18 protein-coding genes are annotated in these 15,494 nt (G+C 65.1%); all 18 read right to left on the bottom strand.

Annotated elements, in window-relative coordinates; translation table 11 throughout:
• Positions 1-76 precede the first annotated feature (76 nt).
• Positions 77-319 (bottom strand): hypothetical protein, encoded by a 243-nt coding sequence (locus tag ACWCXC_RS15680; RefSeq protein ID WP_450889173.1) that lies wholly within the window; start codon positions 317-319, stop codon positions 77-79.
• A 300-nt stretch (positions 320-619) separates the two neighbouring features.
• Positions 620-871, bottom strand: coding sequence for an HNH endonuclease (locus tag ACWCXC_RS15675; RefSeq protein WP_450889171.1), 252 nt, complete (start codon positions 869-871; stop codon positions 620-622).
• A gap of 147 nt (positions 872-1,018) precedes the next feature.
• Complete coding sequence (locus tag ACWCXC_RS15670; RefSeq protein ID WP_450889169.1) at positions 1,019-1,897, bottom strand: hypothetical protein; 879 nt, start codon at positions 1,895-1,897, stop codon at positions 1,019-1,021.
• Positions 1,898-2,410: 513 nt separating this feature from the next.
• Positions 2,411-4,300, bottom strand: a complete 1,890-nt coding sequence (locus tag ACWCXC_RS15665; protein ID WP_450889167.1) for a DNA polymerase — start codon at positions 4,298-4,300, stop codon at positions 2,411-2,413.
• Between the two features lie 73 nt (positions 4,301-4,373).
• Positions 4,374-6,818 carry a DNA primase family protein gene (locus tag ACWCXC_RS15660; RefSeq protein WP_450889165.1) on the bottom strand — a complete coding sequence of 815 codons (2,445 nt, stop codon included), beginning with the start codon at positions 6,816-6,818 and terminating at the stop codon, positions 4,374-4,376.
• A gap of 47 nt (positions 6,819-6,865) precedes the next feature.
• The gene (locus ACWCXC_RS15655; protein ID WP_450889163.1) at positions 6,866-7,279 is read right to left on the bottom strand and encodes an HNH endonuclease; all 414 of its coding nucleotides are present in this window, start codon (positions 7,277-7,279) and stop codon (positions 6,866-6,868) included.
• A 148-nt stretch (positions 7,280-7,427) separates the two neighbouring features.
• Positions 7,428-7,622: a hypothetical protein gene (locus ACWCXC_RS15650; RefSeq protein ID WP_450889161.1), complete on the bottom strand. Its 195-nt coding sequence runs from the start codon at positions 7,620-7,622 to the stop codon at positions 7,428-7,430.
• Between the two features lie 178 nt (positions 7,623-7,800).
• A complete protein-coding gene (locus tag ACWCXC_RS15645; protein WP_450889159.1) occupies positions 7,801-8,073 on the bottom strand; it encodes a hypothetical protein in 273 nt (90 codons plus the stop codon).
• Between the two features lie 7 nt (positions 8,074-8,080).
• Complete coding sequence (locus ACWCXC_RS15640; RefSeq protein ID WP_450889157.1) at positions 8,081-8,251, bottom strand: hypothetical protein; 171 nt, start codon at positions 8,249-8,251, stop codon at positions 8,081-8,083.
• 95 nt (positions 8,252-8,346) lie between these two features.
• Positions 8,347-8,841, bottom strand: coding sequence for a hypothetical protein (locus ACWCXC_RS15635; RefSeq protein ID WP_450889155.1), 495 nt, complete (start codon positions 8,839-8,841; stop codon positions 8,347-8,349).
• A 93-nt stretch (positions 8,842-8,934) separates the two neighbouring features.
• Complete coding sequence (locus ACWCXC_RS15630) at positions 8,935-9,219, bottom strand: hypothetical protein (protein WP_450889153.1); 285 nt, start codon at positions 9,217-9,219, stop codon at positions 8,935-8,937.
• Positions 9,220-9,431: 212 nt separating this feature from the next.
• A complete protein-coding gene (locus ACWCXC_RS15625; protein ID WP_450889151.1) occupies positions 9,432-10,148 on the bottom strand; it encodes a recombination directionality factor in 717 nt (238 codons plus the stop codon).
• Positions 10,149-10,689: 541 nt separating this feature from the next.
• Entirely contained in the window at positions 10,690-11,547 is an 858-nt protein-coding gene (locus ACWCXC_RS15620) for a hypothetical protein (protein ID WP_450889149.1), read from the bottom strand.
• Between the two features lie 241 nt (positions 11,548-11,788).
• Complete coding sequence (locus tag ACWCXC_RS15615) at positions 11,789-12,796, bottom strand: hypothetical protein (protein WP_450889147.1); 1,008 nt, start codon at positions 12,794-12,796, stop codon at positions 11,789-11,791.
• A gap of 139 nt (positions 12,797-12,935) precedes the next feature.
• Complete coding sequence (locus ACWCXC_RS15610; protein ID WP_450889145.1) at positions 12,936-13,358, bottom strand: hypothetical protein; 423 nt, start codon at positions 13,356-13,358, stop codon at positions 12,936-12,938.
• A gap of 142 nt (positions 13,359-13,500) precedes the next feature.
• Entirely contained in the window at positions 13,501-14,073 is a 573-nt protein-coding gene (locus ACWCXC_RS15605; RefSeq protein ID WP_450889143.1) for a hypothetical protein, read from the bottom strand.
• 242 nt (positions 14,074-14,315) lie between these two features.
• Entirely contained in the window at positions 14,316-14,555 is a 240-nt protein-coding gene (locus tag ACWCXC_RS15600) for a hypothetical protein (protein ID WP_450889141.1), read from the bottom strand.
• On the bottom strand, positions 14,555-15,403 hold the full coding sequence (locus tag ACWCXC_RS15595; RefSeq protein WP_450889139.1) for a CHAP domain-containing protein: 849 nt from the start codon (positions 15,401-15,403) through the stop codon (positions 14,555-14,557). Before ACWCXC_RS15595 ends, ACWCXC_RS15600 begins: the two co-directional genes overlap by 1 nt.
• Between the last annotated feature and the right edge of the window lie 91 nt (positions 15,404-15,494).

The following is a 15,494-nucleotide window of genomic DNA, read 5'->3' as shown; positions in this document are numbered from 1 at the left end:
TCGCTTGTTGGACTGGCCGAAATCACGGCAGCCGCGAGAAGCGCCAGGACGGCTACCAGTGCGGCCCCTGCGTATCTCATCGACCGAGACCCCGCCACCACGTCATGCAGGACTCCCAGGACAGCTTCCGGGCCTGCGGCTCCATCGCCCCCATGATGCAGTCGAGATCCACCCTCAACCCATCAGCGGCGCAGTGCGGAATCCGGATCATCTTGCGCACATTCCCCCGCGTGATGACCTCCATGTGGACGAAGAAGAAGCCCTCTTCGCCCTCCACCAGGTCAACTCTGCCGATCTTCTTGATCGTCTCGCTGTGCATTTCCGCCTCCTTCAGACGGGGACCAGATGCGTCCCGGTCCCCGTCCGACCCACTATGCGACACGACCACGTGCCGCGCAACCACCTACGAATATTCGGGGGTGACTCATCCCTGAGAACGGGATGCGCGCCCCAACTCCTCCGAAAGAACGGCCGAGTCGGCTCGGTCTAGCGACACAGAGCTGATCGTCTCCCCCTCAGGGTTGATCGTCTCGAACTCCAGCCGGTCCCGGGTGAGGCGGCACACCCGGCGCTTCACGATGTAGCCGGAGGGTAGATTGAACGTACGCATGCGGATCTCCTAGAAGGTGCTGGCCCACTCGGCCAGCGTCAGATCAGATTTGGACAGGTTGCAGTCGGCGCACGACGGGAGGACATTCGCTTCCACGTCCCGTCCGCCGCGCGAGAGGGGCCGTACGTGGTCCAGGTGCTCCGCTGGCGCCTCACAGTAGGCACAGACACTTCCCCAGCGGGTGAAGACCTGGGAGCGCCTATAGGGCGCCGCCCTGACCCTCCGATGTGACCAGTACAGCGCGGCGTACTCAGGACGCATCCAGCGGCTCAATCTCCAGGGTGGCGCCGGGCCACATGAGCCTGAGGACACGACGACCGGCCTCCGCTTCCGCGAGACTTCTGTAGCCGTCCCGACGCGGGGCCAGCCGGTAGACCCGCGCGCCATCCGTCACCCTGATGGTGAACCTCACTTGCGGCCCCCACGTCCCAGGTTGGAGGCGGCGGCCTGCTCCATGGCCTGGGCCTCTTCGGCGGTGCGGGCCATAGCCTTGATGAAGCGCTTGGCGAACGCCTTGTGGCCCTTCGTACGGGCATCACGGACTTGGATCACCGACAGGCCCAGCTCAGCGGCCAGCCCCTCCAGGTCACCGCTGTCCCCGGTTCCGTAGCAGCGCACACCCCCGATGCCGTACGAGTGGCGGAGGGCGTTGCTTTGGTTTTCGCTCATCACATCCAGGATGGCGTTGACCACCGCGTGCTTCTCCCGGCGCTCCTCGGCGCTGATGTCCTCGGAAGTCACCAGATCCTCCGGGATCCCGTACGTGGACTCCAGGTCGTCCGCGATCGTCTGGTGCCCGTTGCTGTTGTGGGTGACGGAGGTAGGTGCATCCAGGCTACGGGCGCCCTGCCAGGCAAGGCGGGCAGCCTCGGCCCGGTCGGCACTCAGACGCTTGCCCTTCGGGGGAACGGTCTGCGCGAACTTCTCGGCCAGATAGACGTTGTTGTCAGCGCGCTCCATCATCGCCGCGAACACCTTGGTGGCGTCTTCGTCCACACCCTGGTTCCTCGCGGCCCGGACCTTGTCCTTGAGGACGCTCTCCACGGTCGTCCACATGAAGCCGTAGAAGCTGTCCGTGGACTGCCCCTGGAACCGGGGCAGCGCCTCGAACATGGCAAGCGCCGCGTCCTGCCGGAAGTCCTCCCTGTAGTCGGCCGCGCTGTGGAGGGACTTAGTCATGCGGTTCGCGGCGATCGCGGCAAGCTGGTCCAGTCGGCTGCTCATGGCGGAAAGGACGGCACTGGTGCCCTCCAGCCCGTTCGCCTGCGCGTCCCGTATCTGGCTCATGGTCAGGGTGGTGGTCATGGCGCGTGCCTTCCTGGTTGATTTCCTCGCTCTTGATTGAGCGAGGGAGTCGAATGCCAGGAAGGGGCCGGATCAGTTGTGACCCCCGTCACACCCTGATTTAGACAAGGGAGTGCCGTTGCGAGATCACAGCGGGGTTGAGCGGGCTAAGCCCCTTCCTGGGGGCTTCCGCTTGTCCGAAGATCCGGCCGGTCGCTTCGGGCTTGCTGGGGTAGAGGTTGCTCCGTTTTTCGGAGGTGGTCAACGTCCTTTGCGAGTTAGACCGCCCTGAAGCCCGGGTCGTTGTACCTAGAATCCAAGGCGTAATCCGCTTCATCCCTTGGAATGAGAGGCCAGAGTGACGGACACGCCAGGGATGGGTTCTTGTGGCTCGGACGCAACCTTCGACGGGCTGTTGGCCAAAATTTCTTGGATTGGTGCCCTCGGTAGGCACCTCCGAAAAAAGAAGGTGACCGCCAGTGGTCAGGAACCCACTTGGCGGTCACCCTGTGTCACCTACTGATCTGCGCCATAGAGGCTGCCCCAAGACCGCTTGCCGATGTCCGCGTCCGCGACGATGGGCACCCCGTAGAGATCGAAGGTCATGCACTCCTTGATGCGCCGGGCGTAGTCCTCAGCCTCAGCCGCAGGAACACTCGCCAGTACCTCATCGTGGATCGGCAACCGGAGTGCTTCCAGAAGGCCAGCGTCCTCCATGTTGATCAGGCTCTGGCCGAGGCAGTCCCGCGCCACGCTCTGACAGGCGTAGTTGACCACTGCGTACATTCGCTCCCGGTCCAGCGGAAGACGTCGGCCAGTCACACTCAGGTGCACCATGCCCGTCTCATACGCCTCGCGCTGCCAGCGGTTGGACTTGCGCTTGATTTCCGGGAAGACCCTGTCGTACTCAGCAAAGGTCCTCCGCATGTCCTCAGGATCGGCCCCGGTCTGACGGGCCACTCCCTTGTAGCCGCCGCCGTAGACCTTGCCGAAACCGGCGCCCTTGAACATCTTTCGGTCCGCCTTGGTGGCACCAGGACCCTTGACCAGGCGTGCCGTGTACATGTGGATGTCGAACCCGTCCGGGTACTCGTCCTTGGGGTAGCTGTCGGCGTGCTGGAAGCCGTGCTTCATCTGCTTCACGTCCGCCAGCGCGGCCAGCACCCGCATCTCAACAGCACTGAAGTCCGTGGACACCATCACGTGCCCCTCCTCCGCCAGCAGCGCACGCCGTATCGTGGCGTCGCCCGAGGGGAGCGTCTGGAGTGCTGGCCGCGTCACGGACATGCGGGCCGTGCGCGCCATCATGGAGTTAATGAAGGCGTGCACCCTCCCGTCAGCGTCCATCGTCTCCAAGAAGGTCTGGGTGTAGGCAGAGCGCCACTTGCCAGCCCTCTTACTGCGGATAATGGCCTCCGCCAGCGGATTAGGCCTGCGACTGTTCAGCGGCGCACCCGTCTGAAAGTCAAGGTCCGCGAACCGGTGCAACACGGCTTTGTCTACCTTCAGGGCACCCGTCGCGGTCCTCTCCTCTGCCTCCCAGATCTCCCCCATGGCCTGAAGGGCTTCCCGGAGCTGGGCAGGCGCATTGACGTTGCTCACCCCGTAGCGCGCAGCCTTGGCGGCAAACTCCTCGGCCTCATCGTACAGCCGGGCATCAAGAGCCTTGGTGTACGGCACATCCAGGACCATGCCCTTCCGCTGCATGATTGCGCAGATGCGGGCTATCCGGTGCTCGTACTCAACCAGTCGGGGCCGGACGCGGAGCATGTCCAGTTCGCGATCAAGGCAGGCGTCAAGCCTCGCGGCGAAGATGGGGTCCAGCCCGGCGTAGAGCAAGTAGGTCGGATGGTCCAGAGGTATCCCCGCCCATCCGGTGGACTTGGTCAGTCCCAGCTCACGGAAGACCGCCGTCAGATCGCCTTGAGTGTCCGCCGCGCGGGGATCCACGTACCAGTTCATCAGCGGCTTGAGGGCAGTCCCTCTGCCCCCTTCCTGAGGCTGGCGAGGGTCCACCAGACCGGCCTTCAGGCGGGTATCAATGGTGCGAGGCGCCAGTGACTCAATTGCGACCCCCGCATGCCGGTCCAGAACGGCCCAGTCGAAGGGCGCGTTGTGGATCTGGAACTTGCGCCCCACCCCCAGCGCCCACTTGGCGGCATGCCGGAACGCCCCTCCCAGCTCCCAGGGCAGCACCCATCCGGTGCGCCTGTCGCCAAACTGGACCGTTCGCAGTCGGTAGTGCGGGGCGTAAATGTCAAGGCCCGTGGTCTCCGTGTCCAGCCCGACAGGTCCGCGCCGGTCAGCCCCTTCGAACCACATCCGGAAGGCCCGAACGTCGTGGCTGTCCTCCGGCACCTTCACCGTGACCCGCTCACCAGCAACCCTGTAGTCGTACCTCTTCACGCTCTCCCCTTCGACCTACACGAAGGACCACCCCCGAATATTCGGGGGTGGTCCATGATGGGCTAGCTAGCGCCTAGTCGCTGCCAAAGATGCCCGGCCCCGCCCCTGCGACTGCGCCAGGGAGTCGAACGCCGACCAGGGCCATGCCCTTGGATGTCCGCACCCTCGTGATGCCCCGCTCCTCCATGGCTCCGTAGAACGCTCGTCGGGTCCATCGCTCCTTGGCGGGCAGGTTCTCCGCCTCACACCAATCCAGATAGGCCGTGAACGCCTCAGACCCCTCCAAGCGGGCCGAGTCGTCAGGGATCAAGATGCCAGGGAAGAAGCCAGCCAGTGCATCGCTGGTCTCCTTGTACTCCTTCGTCGCCGCACTGATGCTGCCCGGGTCCTTCAGGCCCTCCGCGAACCACTCGACAGCCCCTCTGACAGCCCACGCGGCGATGCCGGACGCTTCCGCTTCTAGCTTGGCGTCCAAGGTGTAGTCACGCTCCTCGGGGGCAAAGTACCGCGTGAAGGGGATCATCTTGACGCGCCGCCAGAGCCCTTCATCCTGACCCCTGAACTTCGGCTTGTGGTTCGTCGCCAGCATCAGCAGGAACGACGGCTTGAACTCGAAGAATTCCTGCCGCAAAAAGCGAGCCGCGATCATGTCCTTGCCGGTCACCCGCTTGAGCACGGCTTCCGACATCGGCTTTCCGCTTTCTCCCTCCGACGCCATCACTAGGCGGCTGCCCCGGAGAGCCGCGATGTCGTTCGGGATCCCGCCGCTGGACCGCTCTTCGAAGGTGGCGAAGGGTGTCGTCTTGGAAATGGAGCGAAAGACACTTGACAGAGTGTCAGTGAGTACGCTCTTGCCGTTGGCGCCCTTCCCCCAGCAGACAACGAAGCACTGCTCGTCGGTGTATCCCGTGATGCCGTAGCCAATGAGTCGCTGCATGTACGGGACCAGGTCCGCGTTGTCCGGGAAGACCTCTCCCAGGAATTGCTCCCAGCGGGGGCACTGCGCGTTCTCGTCGTAGTCGATGTCCAGGCAGTAGGTGAGAAGATCATCCTTGCTGTGCGGACGCAGGCGTCCTGTCCGAAGCTCCACCGTGCCGTTTCGGAAGCTGAGCAGATCCGGACGGCTGTCGAACGACGTGTGTGAGATGTAGACGCTCGGGACGCTCCGAAGCTCCTTCATCAGGTTGTCGATGTTGGTCGTCATGGTGAAGCCGCGCGACTCACGGGTACGTCCGGCGAGGACCAGCGCGCCTCCCATGCGGTGGACCTCCTGGCGCACAAGATCGGCCCCGGGGTCAGCCTTCCACTTGCGCCCGTTCCAGACGAAGAACCCCATTGCGGGCGCGTACTTGATCCGCCCCCCGCACCATGCGACCAGGGCATGGGCATTCATGGTGTCACTCGCCTCATACCTCTCCAGGAGCCCAGCGATGATCCGGGCAGCAGCTATCCCCTGGTCCTTGCTGATGACGTCAGATCCGGTTGCCTCGCTCAGCTCCTCACTGACCGCGACCCTGGCGGCCTCCTCAGGGAGTGCCACCGGCTTGGCGGCCTTGACCGCAGCATGGAGGGACGCAGCGAAGGCGACCGGGTTGTGCTCTCGCCACTCGGTAAGGTCCGTCTTCGGGCCGAGTCGCGGAATGGCCAGCGCGTGGACGTCTATGCCGAATGGACGCAGGCCCTCTGCCAGCTTGGCGTTGAAGTCCTGTCCAGAGGTATCTACGTCACCGCAGGCGATGACCAGGCTGCCGCGCAGCCCCTCCGCCAGCTCCTCCAGAAGCTCCGGACTGCCCACCAAGGCGGCGCCTCTGATCATCACGACGTCGTACCCCACCGCGACGGCTGTGAGCCCGTCTCCGGGCCCCTCGGTTACCAGGGTGACCCCGTAGCCGCTGGCGCCACTCAGGTAGCCGTACTGGCCCCAGCGGTGTCCCTTAGGGTTGGTCAGGGACAGCCAGCGTCCCGGGCACTGTCCCGTCAGGTCCCGCCCCTGGATCCCATGCACCATGCCATCGAAGTTGCACAGCGGCACAACCAGGCGGGGGTACGCCAGGAAGCCCCGGCCCAGGTACGGCAGGCTGGCCCCGGTCTCATCATCGCTCAGCCCCAGCTCAAGCGCTTCGTACATACCGGGGGTGACGCCGAAGCGGTGCAGCGCATAGGCCCTGGCCTTGTCCGCCGTGTCACTGCTGGTGCCGCGCAAGTGCTGCCCGGCAATGTCCACGAAGGACTGGAGGCCAGCGGTATGCGCGATGCCCACCAAGGCCGGGCGCTCCTTGGCCACCGTGGACCCCTCCCCCTCCGCATCGAAGAGGTCACGCCAGCGCAGGTCCACGGCCTTGATCACGTTCCTGGTCTCGCACCCGACCCGGCAACTCATCCTGACCTTGCGGTCATCCCCGAGCCAGATACGGAGCGACGGGCGGCTGTCTCCATGGGACGGGCACAGCGCGGTGTATCCGCCGTCATCGTGCTCCCCCACACCCTCAAAGCGGCTCAGAATCTCTGCGAACTCCACAGTGGTGCCCTTCTGTTGTCTTCGAGGGTGTGAGAGGGAGTCGAATGCTAGAAGGGAAGCCCGATGCCCGGGTCCTCACTGGGCCCGAAGGTCTCGGACCATTCGGCCAGGGTCTTGGGCCCCTTCGACAAGTTGCATGCAGCACACGCAGGAATCACGTTGTGCTCAGCATCAGCGCCACCCTTGGAGAGCGGGTGGACGTGATCTAGGTGGGTGGCAAACGCCCCACAGTAGGCGCAGGCGTGGCCCCAGCGAGCCAGGATCGCCGTCCGGCTGTATGGGACGTGCTCTACGCCGTACGCCTCCGCGCGCCGCCTGTGGGTCAGCGTGTGGCGCTTGTCCGGCGGCAGTGACCGGTAGTAGCTGCGGACGTACTGCTGCTGCTTCTTGCGGCGACAATCGGCGCAGGCGCTCGAAGGCTTCTTCGCCTTCCCTGCCAGGAACTGATCAGCGGGCTTCACCCGCTCGCATAGTCGGCACTTCTTCACGACTTCCCCTCCCACTCGATCCACACCAGCGCGAACCGCCGGTGACTGAACAGGCGGCGCCAGCGGTACGGGCCAGCGTCTTCAAGGCGCACACTGCGCCATCGACTGAGCCCGAGCCTGGTCACCTTGCGCCGCCGTTCGAGCTGAAGAGCGTCCCGTACCAGGTGGCAGCCATGTTCTCCGCCCCCTGCGGGGACCACCCCTTCTTCACCAGCTCCTCACGCAGCCTGTTGGTCGCGTCAATGAGTGGTGCGGTGGTGTGCTCATACTCCATGAGAATGGAGGCCAGCTTGTCCCTGTTGGCATCGAAGCTCATTCGCGTAGCCACCTCACATCAGCGCCACGGGAGACGGCCGCAGCAATCGCATCCAAATACCTTGGCCAGTCAGCCCGCGAGGGCGCCCCCGGTTTTATCCAGACAGTGACTCGGGGGCCTGATGCTCGTAGGTTGCCCAGCGGAACCGCAGCGTACGGCCCGACGATCAGACCGGCGCTCATGGCGCAAAGTCCGGAGTGATCAAGCGGACATGTTCAGTGGTGATCCACTGCGGGTCACCCGACTTGCGCTTGACGGGGCCGCTTTCCACGCCCGTGGGCTGGACCCTGAGGACCGGCACCAGCACAACCCCCACATGAGGCACGTTGGCCTTCTCGGCGGTCACCTCCAGGATCACGGCATCCGTGACCCGAACACTGTTCCCCTGCCGCGCGCTGTAGGTGATCAGGTCCCCGGGATGCAGTTCGTTCCCGGCATAATCCGTGAACACCGCACGCTTACCCACGGGAGCGGGGGCCCAGATCGACTTTCAGCGAATGAGCCAAGTCGCACTCTTGCTGGTTGGTGTAGGCCGCGTAATCGATAAACGTTGCCAGCGCCATACGAATGACGCGCATCTCCTCCGTGGTCATATCAACCAAGGCCCGTTCGTACCTCACTTCGGCCATAGATAACCCCTTTCCGTGGGGTAGTGCACCCCTTACCGCCGGAAGCCCGGTACCACCCCCGAATATTCGGAGGTGGTACCGGGCAATCATTTGCGCTAGACACGTTCCCAGAGGTCACCCTCGCCGGACAGTTGGAACGCCCAGTTGCGGTTGCGGAGGGAACGGGGGGCCTCGGTGCACACGTAGTGCCTTGTGACGTGCACGACTTCCAGGACATCCCCCTCCCGGACGATCGCACCCTCGGCAGACCTCTTGAGTATGCGGATGCGGCTCCCCTTGGTCAGCGGCTCGGGCTCGGGTGCCGATGCCCGGTCGATGGTCGCCAGGAGTCGCTTGGCCTTCACCCGGAACGACTCGCGCATGCTCTCCGAGGCGATCTCGTAGCTGACCATCAGAGCGCGGGTGAGGACTTCCACGCGCGGGTCTTCGGGCGCCAGTGGGGACAGCTCCGTGAACTTCACCAGAGACACGTTGCCGTCCGCCTTGCGGATCAGGTAGCGGTCGTGCCCCGGCGAGTTGTGCGGCCCGCTCAGGATCGTGGCGGGCATCGCCATACGGGCGTACTTGACCTTCTCTTCAGCCTTGAACACGAGCGCTCTCCCATCGCGGGGCCACCTGCCCCCTCTACTGCCTCAAGCCCGGTACCACCTCCGAATATTCGGGAGTGGTACCGGGCCAGAAGATCAGACGGCCTCGGGCTCCACGAGCTGGGAGTCATAGTCGGTGGCCGGGTCGATGTCCATCGCGTCGTCCAGGGTGGGGGTCTCGTCGTGGTAGGCGACGACGATGCCGCTCTCGTTCACGGTGTCCAGCGGCCTGGCCCAGACGTTGCGCTGGGTGCCGTTCGAGATGACGCCACTGAGGTGGCTGACGGCCTCGCGGGCCAGGGACCGCCCCCGGGCGATCACGACGGCCGAAACGAACTCTCCGGGTCCGGGGGTGTCGGTACGGGTGACGTGGTAGATCATGTGATACCTCTCCTTGCTGCGCTTCAGGCGCTAGCGGTAGTCGGTGTCCCCGATGGGCTCGGGGTCATGCTGTAGGATCCCGCGTCGCTGGCGTTCAGCGAGCACGGCAGGGCGGGCGCTCACGGGCCAGTCCCAGAGGGGGACGGACAACGTGACGTCATCTGTCCCCCGGACTGCCCGCGCCCAGTCGTACGGCTCGGCGCGGTCTAGCATCAGCGCTCTTCGGAGATCGCGTCGTTGTAGGAGCCGAGCACCGTAAGGACCGGCTTCTTGTACTTCACCAGCTCGCCGTCGCTGTTGGTGAACTCCTCGGGGACGATCTCCAGGCGGACCAGCGCTTCGCCGTCCACGTCGTCCAGCTCATCCTTGATCTGGTGGATGGTCTCCGCGAACTGCCAGCTCGTGGCGATCCAGCGGCCAACGCCCAGCTCGTAGCCCAGGCCCGCCAGGCGCATGGAGATCACGATGTTCGGGCCGGGTGCCTTGCCCGCGCGGTTCTTGGCCTTGCGCTCCTTCAGGGTGCCGGAGCAGCCGCACGGCGCGCCCTTGTCCTCCTTGAGGAGAGACCGCAGGCCGTCGCACTCGTGGATGGGCAGACCGTGGGTGCCCCACTGGACGAACTTGTCATCGACGGCGTCCGAGCCGTTGATGACCACCTCCAGGGACGAGGTCTCGGTCATGACCTCGTAGTCGTGCTCCTTCTCCGGGAACTTGTGGTCCGGGGAGCCCCCCAGAAGCTCCGCCAGCCCCTTGGCGGTCTCCTCCCCGGCGGCCAGGATGCGCCACTGGGCCAGGCTGACCGGCGTGGACTTCTTGGCACCGGGCGGAGTGATCTGCGTGCCGGTGCGGAGCTGGAATGCGTAGTCCGGGCGGGCGAACTCCGCCTCTCTGGCCTCGCGCTCCGGGTCGTGGAAGATGCTGGCGTCCATCTGGTCCCCTCTGCTGTGAATTGATCGGGGAGCGAGGCAGGGTCACCGCGTCTTATGCGCTGAACCGCGCCGCGCGGGCTGTTCCTGCCGCCTCGCTCCCCTTCACTCAGGGCCTAGGGGGTCGAATGCCCGCCCCGGTCCCGCGTGTTTTTCCCCTTACACACCGGGCCTAGGGGGTCGAATGCCAAAGGCCCCCAGCGGCCCTGGAGGGGGTCACTGGGGGCCTTAGAGGGTCAGCCGCTACAGATGGGGCACAGGCCCGACTTCTGCGGGTTACAGAGGCAGTTGGGGCCCGTCTGGGCGCTGCTGGTGGTGTTCACGCTGTCCACTCCCCCAGGGATGCAGTCTCGATGTGTCCGCCGATGAACGTCAGGCGGCCATGTCGGCTGTAGTGCTCGATGTGGGACAGGCGTCCTTGAGCATCCGACCGGCGCCAGTAGGGCCCTAGGTACTCGGTCTCCTGGCCGCCATCCCGCTGCTCCCAGACCACCACAGCGCGATAGGCGTGAGAGGGCGCCTTGGTCATCTTCCTTCCCATGGCTCAGCCTCTCCGCTCCGTGCCGGTCTCCCGCTGCGAGCGTGCCAGCGGCTTGCCCAGGGCCGTCTTACTGTCCGCCGTCTCCCACTCGTGCGTGGCCCGCAGGTGCAGGAAGTAGCGGAACGCCCTCTGGAGCTTGTCCAGGTAGACCGGGTACAGGGCCCAGCCCTCCGGGGTGATGTGGAGGACAACGGCGCCATCGAACGCGGGCATGGGGGTCTCCGTGCCGTCCGGATCGATGATGAGGTCAGCGAACGCGTATCCACCCATCTGAAGGGCGACGCTGGCCCAGACGCTCTTAGACGTCTTCCAGTCCGCGATCACGTCCACGGGCACGGACATCGGGTGGCTCCGTCCCGGGTCGAGAGTCCAGGTGCCGTCCGCCCCCTTGACCACCCACAGCCGTAGCCAGGCGTCGAAACTTCCCGCGTACTGGTAGGTGTCCGACCAGGCCACGTCCTCCGCCCTCACCAGTTCGGGGTTGACGAAGGTCAGGAACGAACGGAACTGGGCCCGGTACGGCTCCATGTCGATCGACTGGCGGCGGACCTGGTGGCCCCTGATCATCCGCTCGAAGAGGTCATGGGCGTCACTGCCGACGTCGCCACGATTGCGCGTGTAGCGACCAGCGGCACCGGCCAGCCACTTCTTGGCCCCACGCGGATCGCGCTCCTTCATCCGGGCCACGTAGTCGATGCTGTCCAGCGCGAGGTCTGCGGCCATGTCGGCGTACCAGCGCGGCAGGAACTTCTTGGGGGCGTGGTCCACGATGCTGGTCACGCTGGGGTAGCGGACGTCCGGAGCGCTCTCCCGGTAGTAGCGGCGGAACTGCCCGGTCTCCTCGTTCAGAACTCTGGCCATGACGGCCCCTTTCTGTGTCTTCACAGGGGACCTAGGGGGCCGAATGCTGAGTGTAGGAAGTGTAGGTATGAAGGCGGCTCCGGTTTAGCTATGGGTTTCTATAGGGAATGTCAGACTAGGTACAGAAACTACATCTTCTACATTTATGCAGGTCATGAGGCTGTTGCGCCCCTTCCGCTGTGCCCGGACATGCAGAAGCCCCACCTGACCAGGTGTCAGGTGGGGCTTCTAGGGCACTCGCTTAGATGGTGGCCGCTACAAATGCCTTCAGTTTGGCAATGACGGCTTCAAGCTGGTCCCGAGCCGCCTTCCTGGTCTCCTCAGAGGCCGCCTCGAAGTCAGCCGGTGTCGCAGCGGTGATGTCCTTCATGACACGCTTGGCCATCTGGGCAACCCGCTCGTCCGGGGTGCTCTGGCTGGCGGCGGTCTCCGGAACGTTCTCGGACTCCTCACCGCTCTGCGCCGCCGCGAGGGCCGCCTGCTTCTGGTGGTAGGCCAGGCGCTTGCGCTCCGTCTGACCGATCGTGTCCGTGCCGTAAGCGGTAGCGACCCATTCGGACGCCTTCTCGCCTTCCGGCTTGTTCTCCAACACGCTGGCCACCAGCTCCCGGCGCTCCTGGGCGACCTCGTCGTTTCCGTCCAGGCTGCGCAGCCACTCAGCGCGGACATCCGAGCGGAAGTCCTGGACGGAGCGCATGAGCCGCTTGAGCGCCCTCTGCGTGTCGTAGGAGTCCTCGAATCCCTGTCCGGCGCGCCGGAGCAGTTCACCCGACGCCTCCTTGGCCGCGTTACTGTCCCCCTTCAGGTCCGGGTTCCCGTCCTTGTTCTCGATGCGCGTCCAGACATCGAAGACCAGGGCGGCCACCTCCTTGGCAACGGTGCCAGCCTTGATGTTGAGCTTCACACCCTCGGCAAGCTTCTCAGCACCCATGGAGACAAGCTCCTCGGTACCCTCGTACTGGTCCCAGGTCTTGACGGCAACCTCTCCGGACACGGGGCCGCGCTTCAGACCTTCGGCAACCGACTCCTTCCAGGCGGAACGAAGCTCCGTCTTGATCTTGATGGAGCCCTTCCCGCTCAGAGCGCTGATGATCGCCTCGGTTTCCCTGTCCAGCTCCTCAGCGGCCTCGCCGGACCCCTCACCGGCCTCAATCAGGAGGGCCTTCACTCGCTCCGCGTTGGCCTTGACCTGGTCGATGGCCTCCGCGCCCGCCTCGGTCGTAACGTCCAGCTTCTGGGTTGCAGCCATGGTCTCTCTCCCGTTCCGAGTGGTGTTGCCGTACAGGTGGTGATGATAGCGGATTCCGCCGCCAGGGTCCAGCTACCTCCGAATTTTCGGAGGTACGTGTCCCCGGGGCGGAGTTCATGAACTCCGCCCCGGGAGAGTACTAGTAGGAGTGGGGGCTGTTCGCCCTCAGGAGTGCCGGAACCTTGCGCGCCTCGGCCCCGTCGATCCCACACAGGCGCTCCACCTCCTGAAACGCCTCCTGGCGCTTCATCATGGCCTTGTGGTACATCCCGGGTACGATCGATCGCGGGTGGGGGTTCGAGGATCGCAGCTCAAACGCGATCTCCGACGGAATGACGAAGGTCCCCGTGGAAACGGTGATCGTGTTGTTCCGGTCGGCCACGCGGCGGGCGGCAAGGCCAAGCTGGTACCCACGGGTGTACTCGTCCAGCGCCTCCCCGTTGAAGGCCAGCCAGCACTTGGCGTCTGCCTGCGCCATCTCCTCCGTGACGTAGGCGGGGGTCTCGTACATGTCGCCCACGTGACCCGTGAACTTGCCGTTCTCCTGGATGACCTTGATCATGGTGTCCGCCCCTTCGTTGTCGTTGTGGGTACAGCTAAGCACGGCGGAGGTGGTCTCTGCAAGCCACCTCCGAAAATTTTTCGGAGGTAACAAAAACGCCCCCAGCGCTCCGGTAAGGGAGTCACTGGGGGCGTCAGGGTACCTACTGGATCAGTGCGTCAGCGGCTGCGATCAGGTCGGAGACCGTGGAGACGTTGTGCAGCGTGCCGTCACAGGGGTAGTCGTCCAGCTCCGTTTCGCTGGCGTGCATGGCCGCGCGGCCCTCCGAGAAGGTCATGGCTGTACCCCGGGGCCGGTGGACGCGCACGGTCCGGAAGCCCGCCAGCCTGAGCGCGATGGCCTCATTCTCGTAGCGGCAGTCCGTGACGACCAGCGGCATGTTCCAGGACCGGGCCGCCTCCACCTTCTTCATGAGGAGATTGAGCCAGAAGTCCGGGTCGATGTTGCGTACACCCTGGCCCGCCTGCTGGAGTACCCGCCTCACCTCCGGGTAGGTACGCTTGGCGTAATCCCATCCGACGTCCGCCACCAAGGCATGGAGTCGCACGGTGATCCCCGGGCCCGTGGGGATGTACGGGTTGATGTCCAGCGCCACATGCCGCAGCGGGTCCGCGAACGCCAGCCGGGTGTACGCCCAGCGCGTGGTCAGACGCTCCGCCACGGTGTCCTTGCCGCTGCCAGCCTTGCCGATCAGCGCGATGTTCGGAAGCCCCATTCGCCCTCTCCTTCGTTTGGTGCCTTCAGGAGAGGGCTAGGGGGTCGAATGCTAGGCGCCCAGGAAGCCCCGGATGACAGACAGGATCATGTCCGCCGGGAAGTCCGGGACGTACCGGGCGATCAGCGGCAGCGCAGCCACCGCCACACTCAGGATCGTGCCCTTGTGTCGGACCGCCCACGCCAGGGCCGTCCGTATACGCCCCGGTCCATCAGCTCTGTGCGTTCCCATCGGAACTCCCCTCATTTCGTCATGACCGCTACGCCGATACTGACCAGCGCGCCGACAGCAGCAGCGAACCCGCTGGCCCGCCAGATCCGCTGTTCCAGCGCCGTGACCCGGTCTGTCAGCGCCTCCACGTCCTCATGGGTGCGGTTCTGCGATAGGCGCTCATCGAGCCTGGTCGTCACCTCTGCGAGCCGCCGCAGCTCCGCGAACAGCTCGCTGGCCGGGATCCATGCCCCGGACTCCTCTCCCGCCATCAGGGCCTCACCCCGAACCCGTGCTTGGCCCCTAGGCGCGTCAGCGACGCCAGACCGGGGCGCCCGTCAGCGGAAGACCCAACCCGGGAAACGCTTCCGGTGTAGCCAAGTCGGCGCTGCCACTTGGACATGGCCTCCAGGGTGGTGGTCCCATACGACCCATCCGACGCATACTTGGCGCTCAGCAGCCCCTCGGCCCGGAGAGCCGCCTCCACGATCTTGACGCCGTACGGGTAGGTCTGGTGCCCCTGCCTGGCAGTGGGGTCCAGCTTGGCGGCACGGATCAGCTCCGACAGGTCCACCAGCGGCTTGGGCTTGACTGCGGGCGGCTTGGGCTTGGTGACCTTGGGGGCCTGGTCCGCCCAGGCGGGGTCCGCGCTCTTGATGCCCTCAGCGAAGGCGGGGTAGCCGTAGCCGTAGACGTAACTGTCCCGCCGTGCGCGCTTCTTGGCGTAGACCCCATCACCCTCGGCCGACCCGTTGGCGTTGGTGTTGCCCTCGTAGGTGTAGATGTAGTCCGCGTCGTAGGCATACACCAGGCCGGTGTGGGTACCGCCTCCGGGCCCGTAGAACACCTGGGCCCCGATGGCAGGGTACTCGCTGAATCGCCGCGCCTTCTTGAACCAGGCGACGGCGGTCTCACACCCGGCGGTCTTCGGATAGAGCGCGGCAGCCTTCGCCTTGTCGGCCACCCACGCCACGTAGACGGCACACCAGGGGTAGTCCATGCCGTCGCGGGGGTAGCCAGGGATACGGCCATACCACCGGTTGTACTTGCTGTCGTTGACCCAGTGGCCGCCCGATCGGGTCTCGTGGGTGCCAACCTCCGCCTTGGCGATGGCGAGCACGCTGGCAGCAGTGGGTATCACAGGTTCACTCCTCTAATTCGATGGGTACCGCTTATGTTCTAGGGAGTCGAATGACCTACGAATATTCGTA

The organism is Streptomyces sp. NPDC001515 (genome assembly GCF_053597115.1).
The sequence above is the reverse complement of the archived record's forward strand: the minus strand, read 5'-3'. Positions and strand labels throughout refer to the sequence as shown.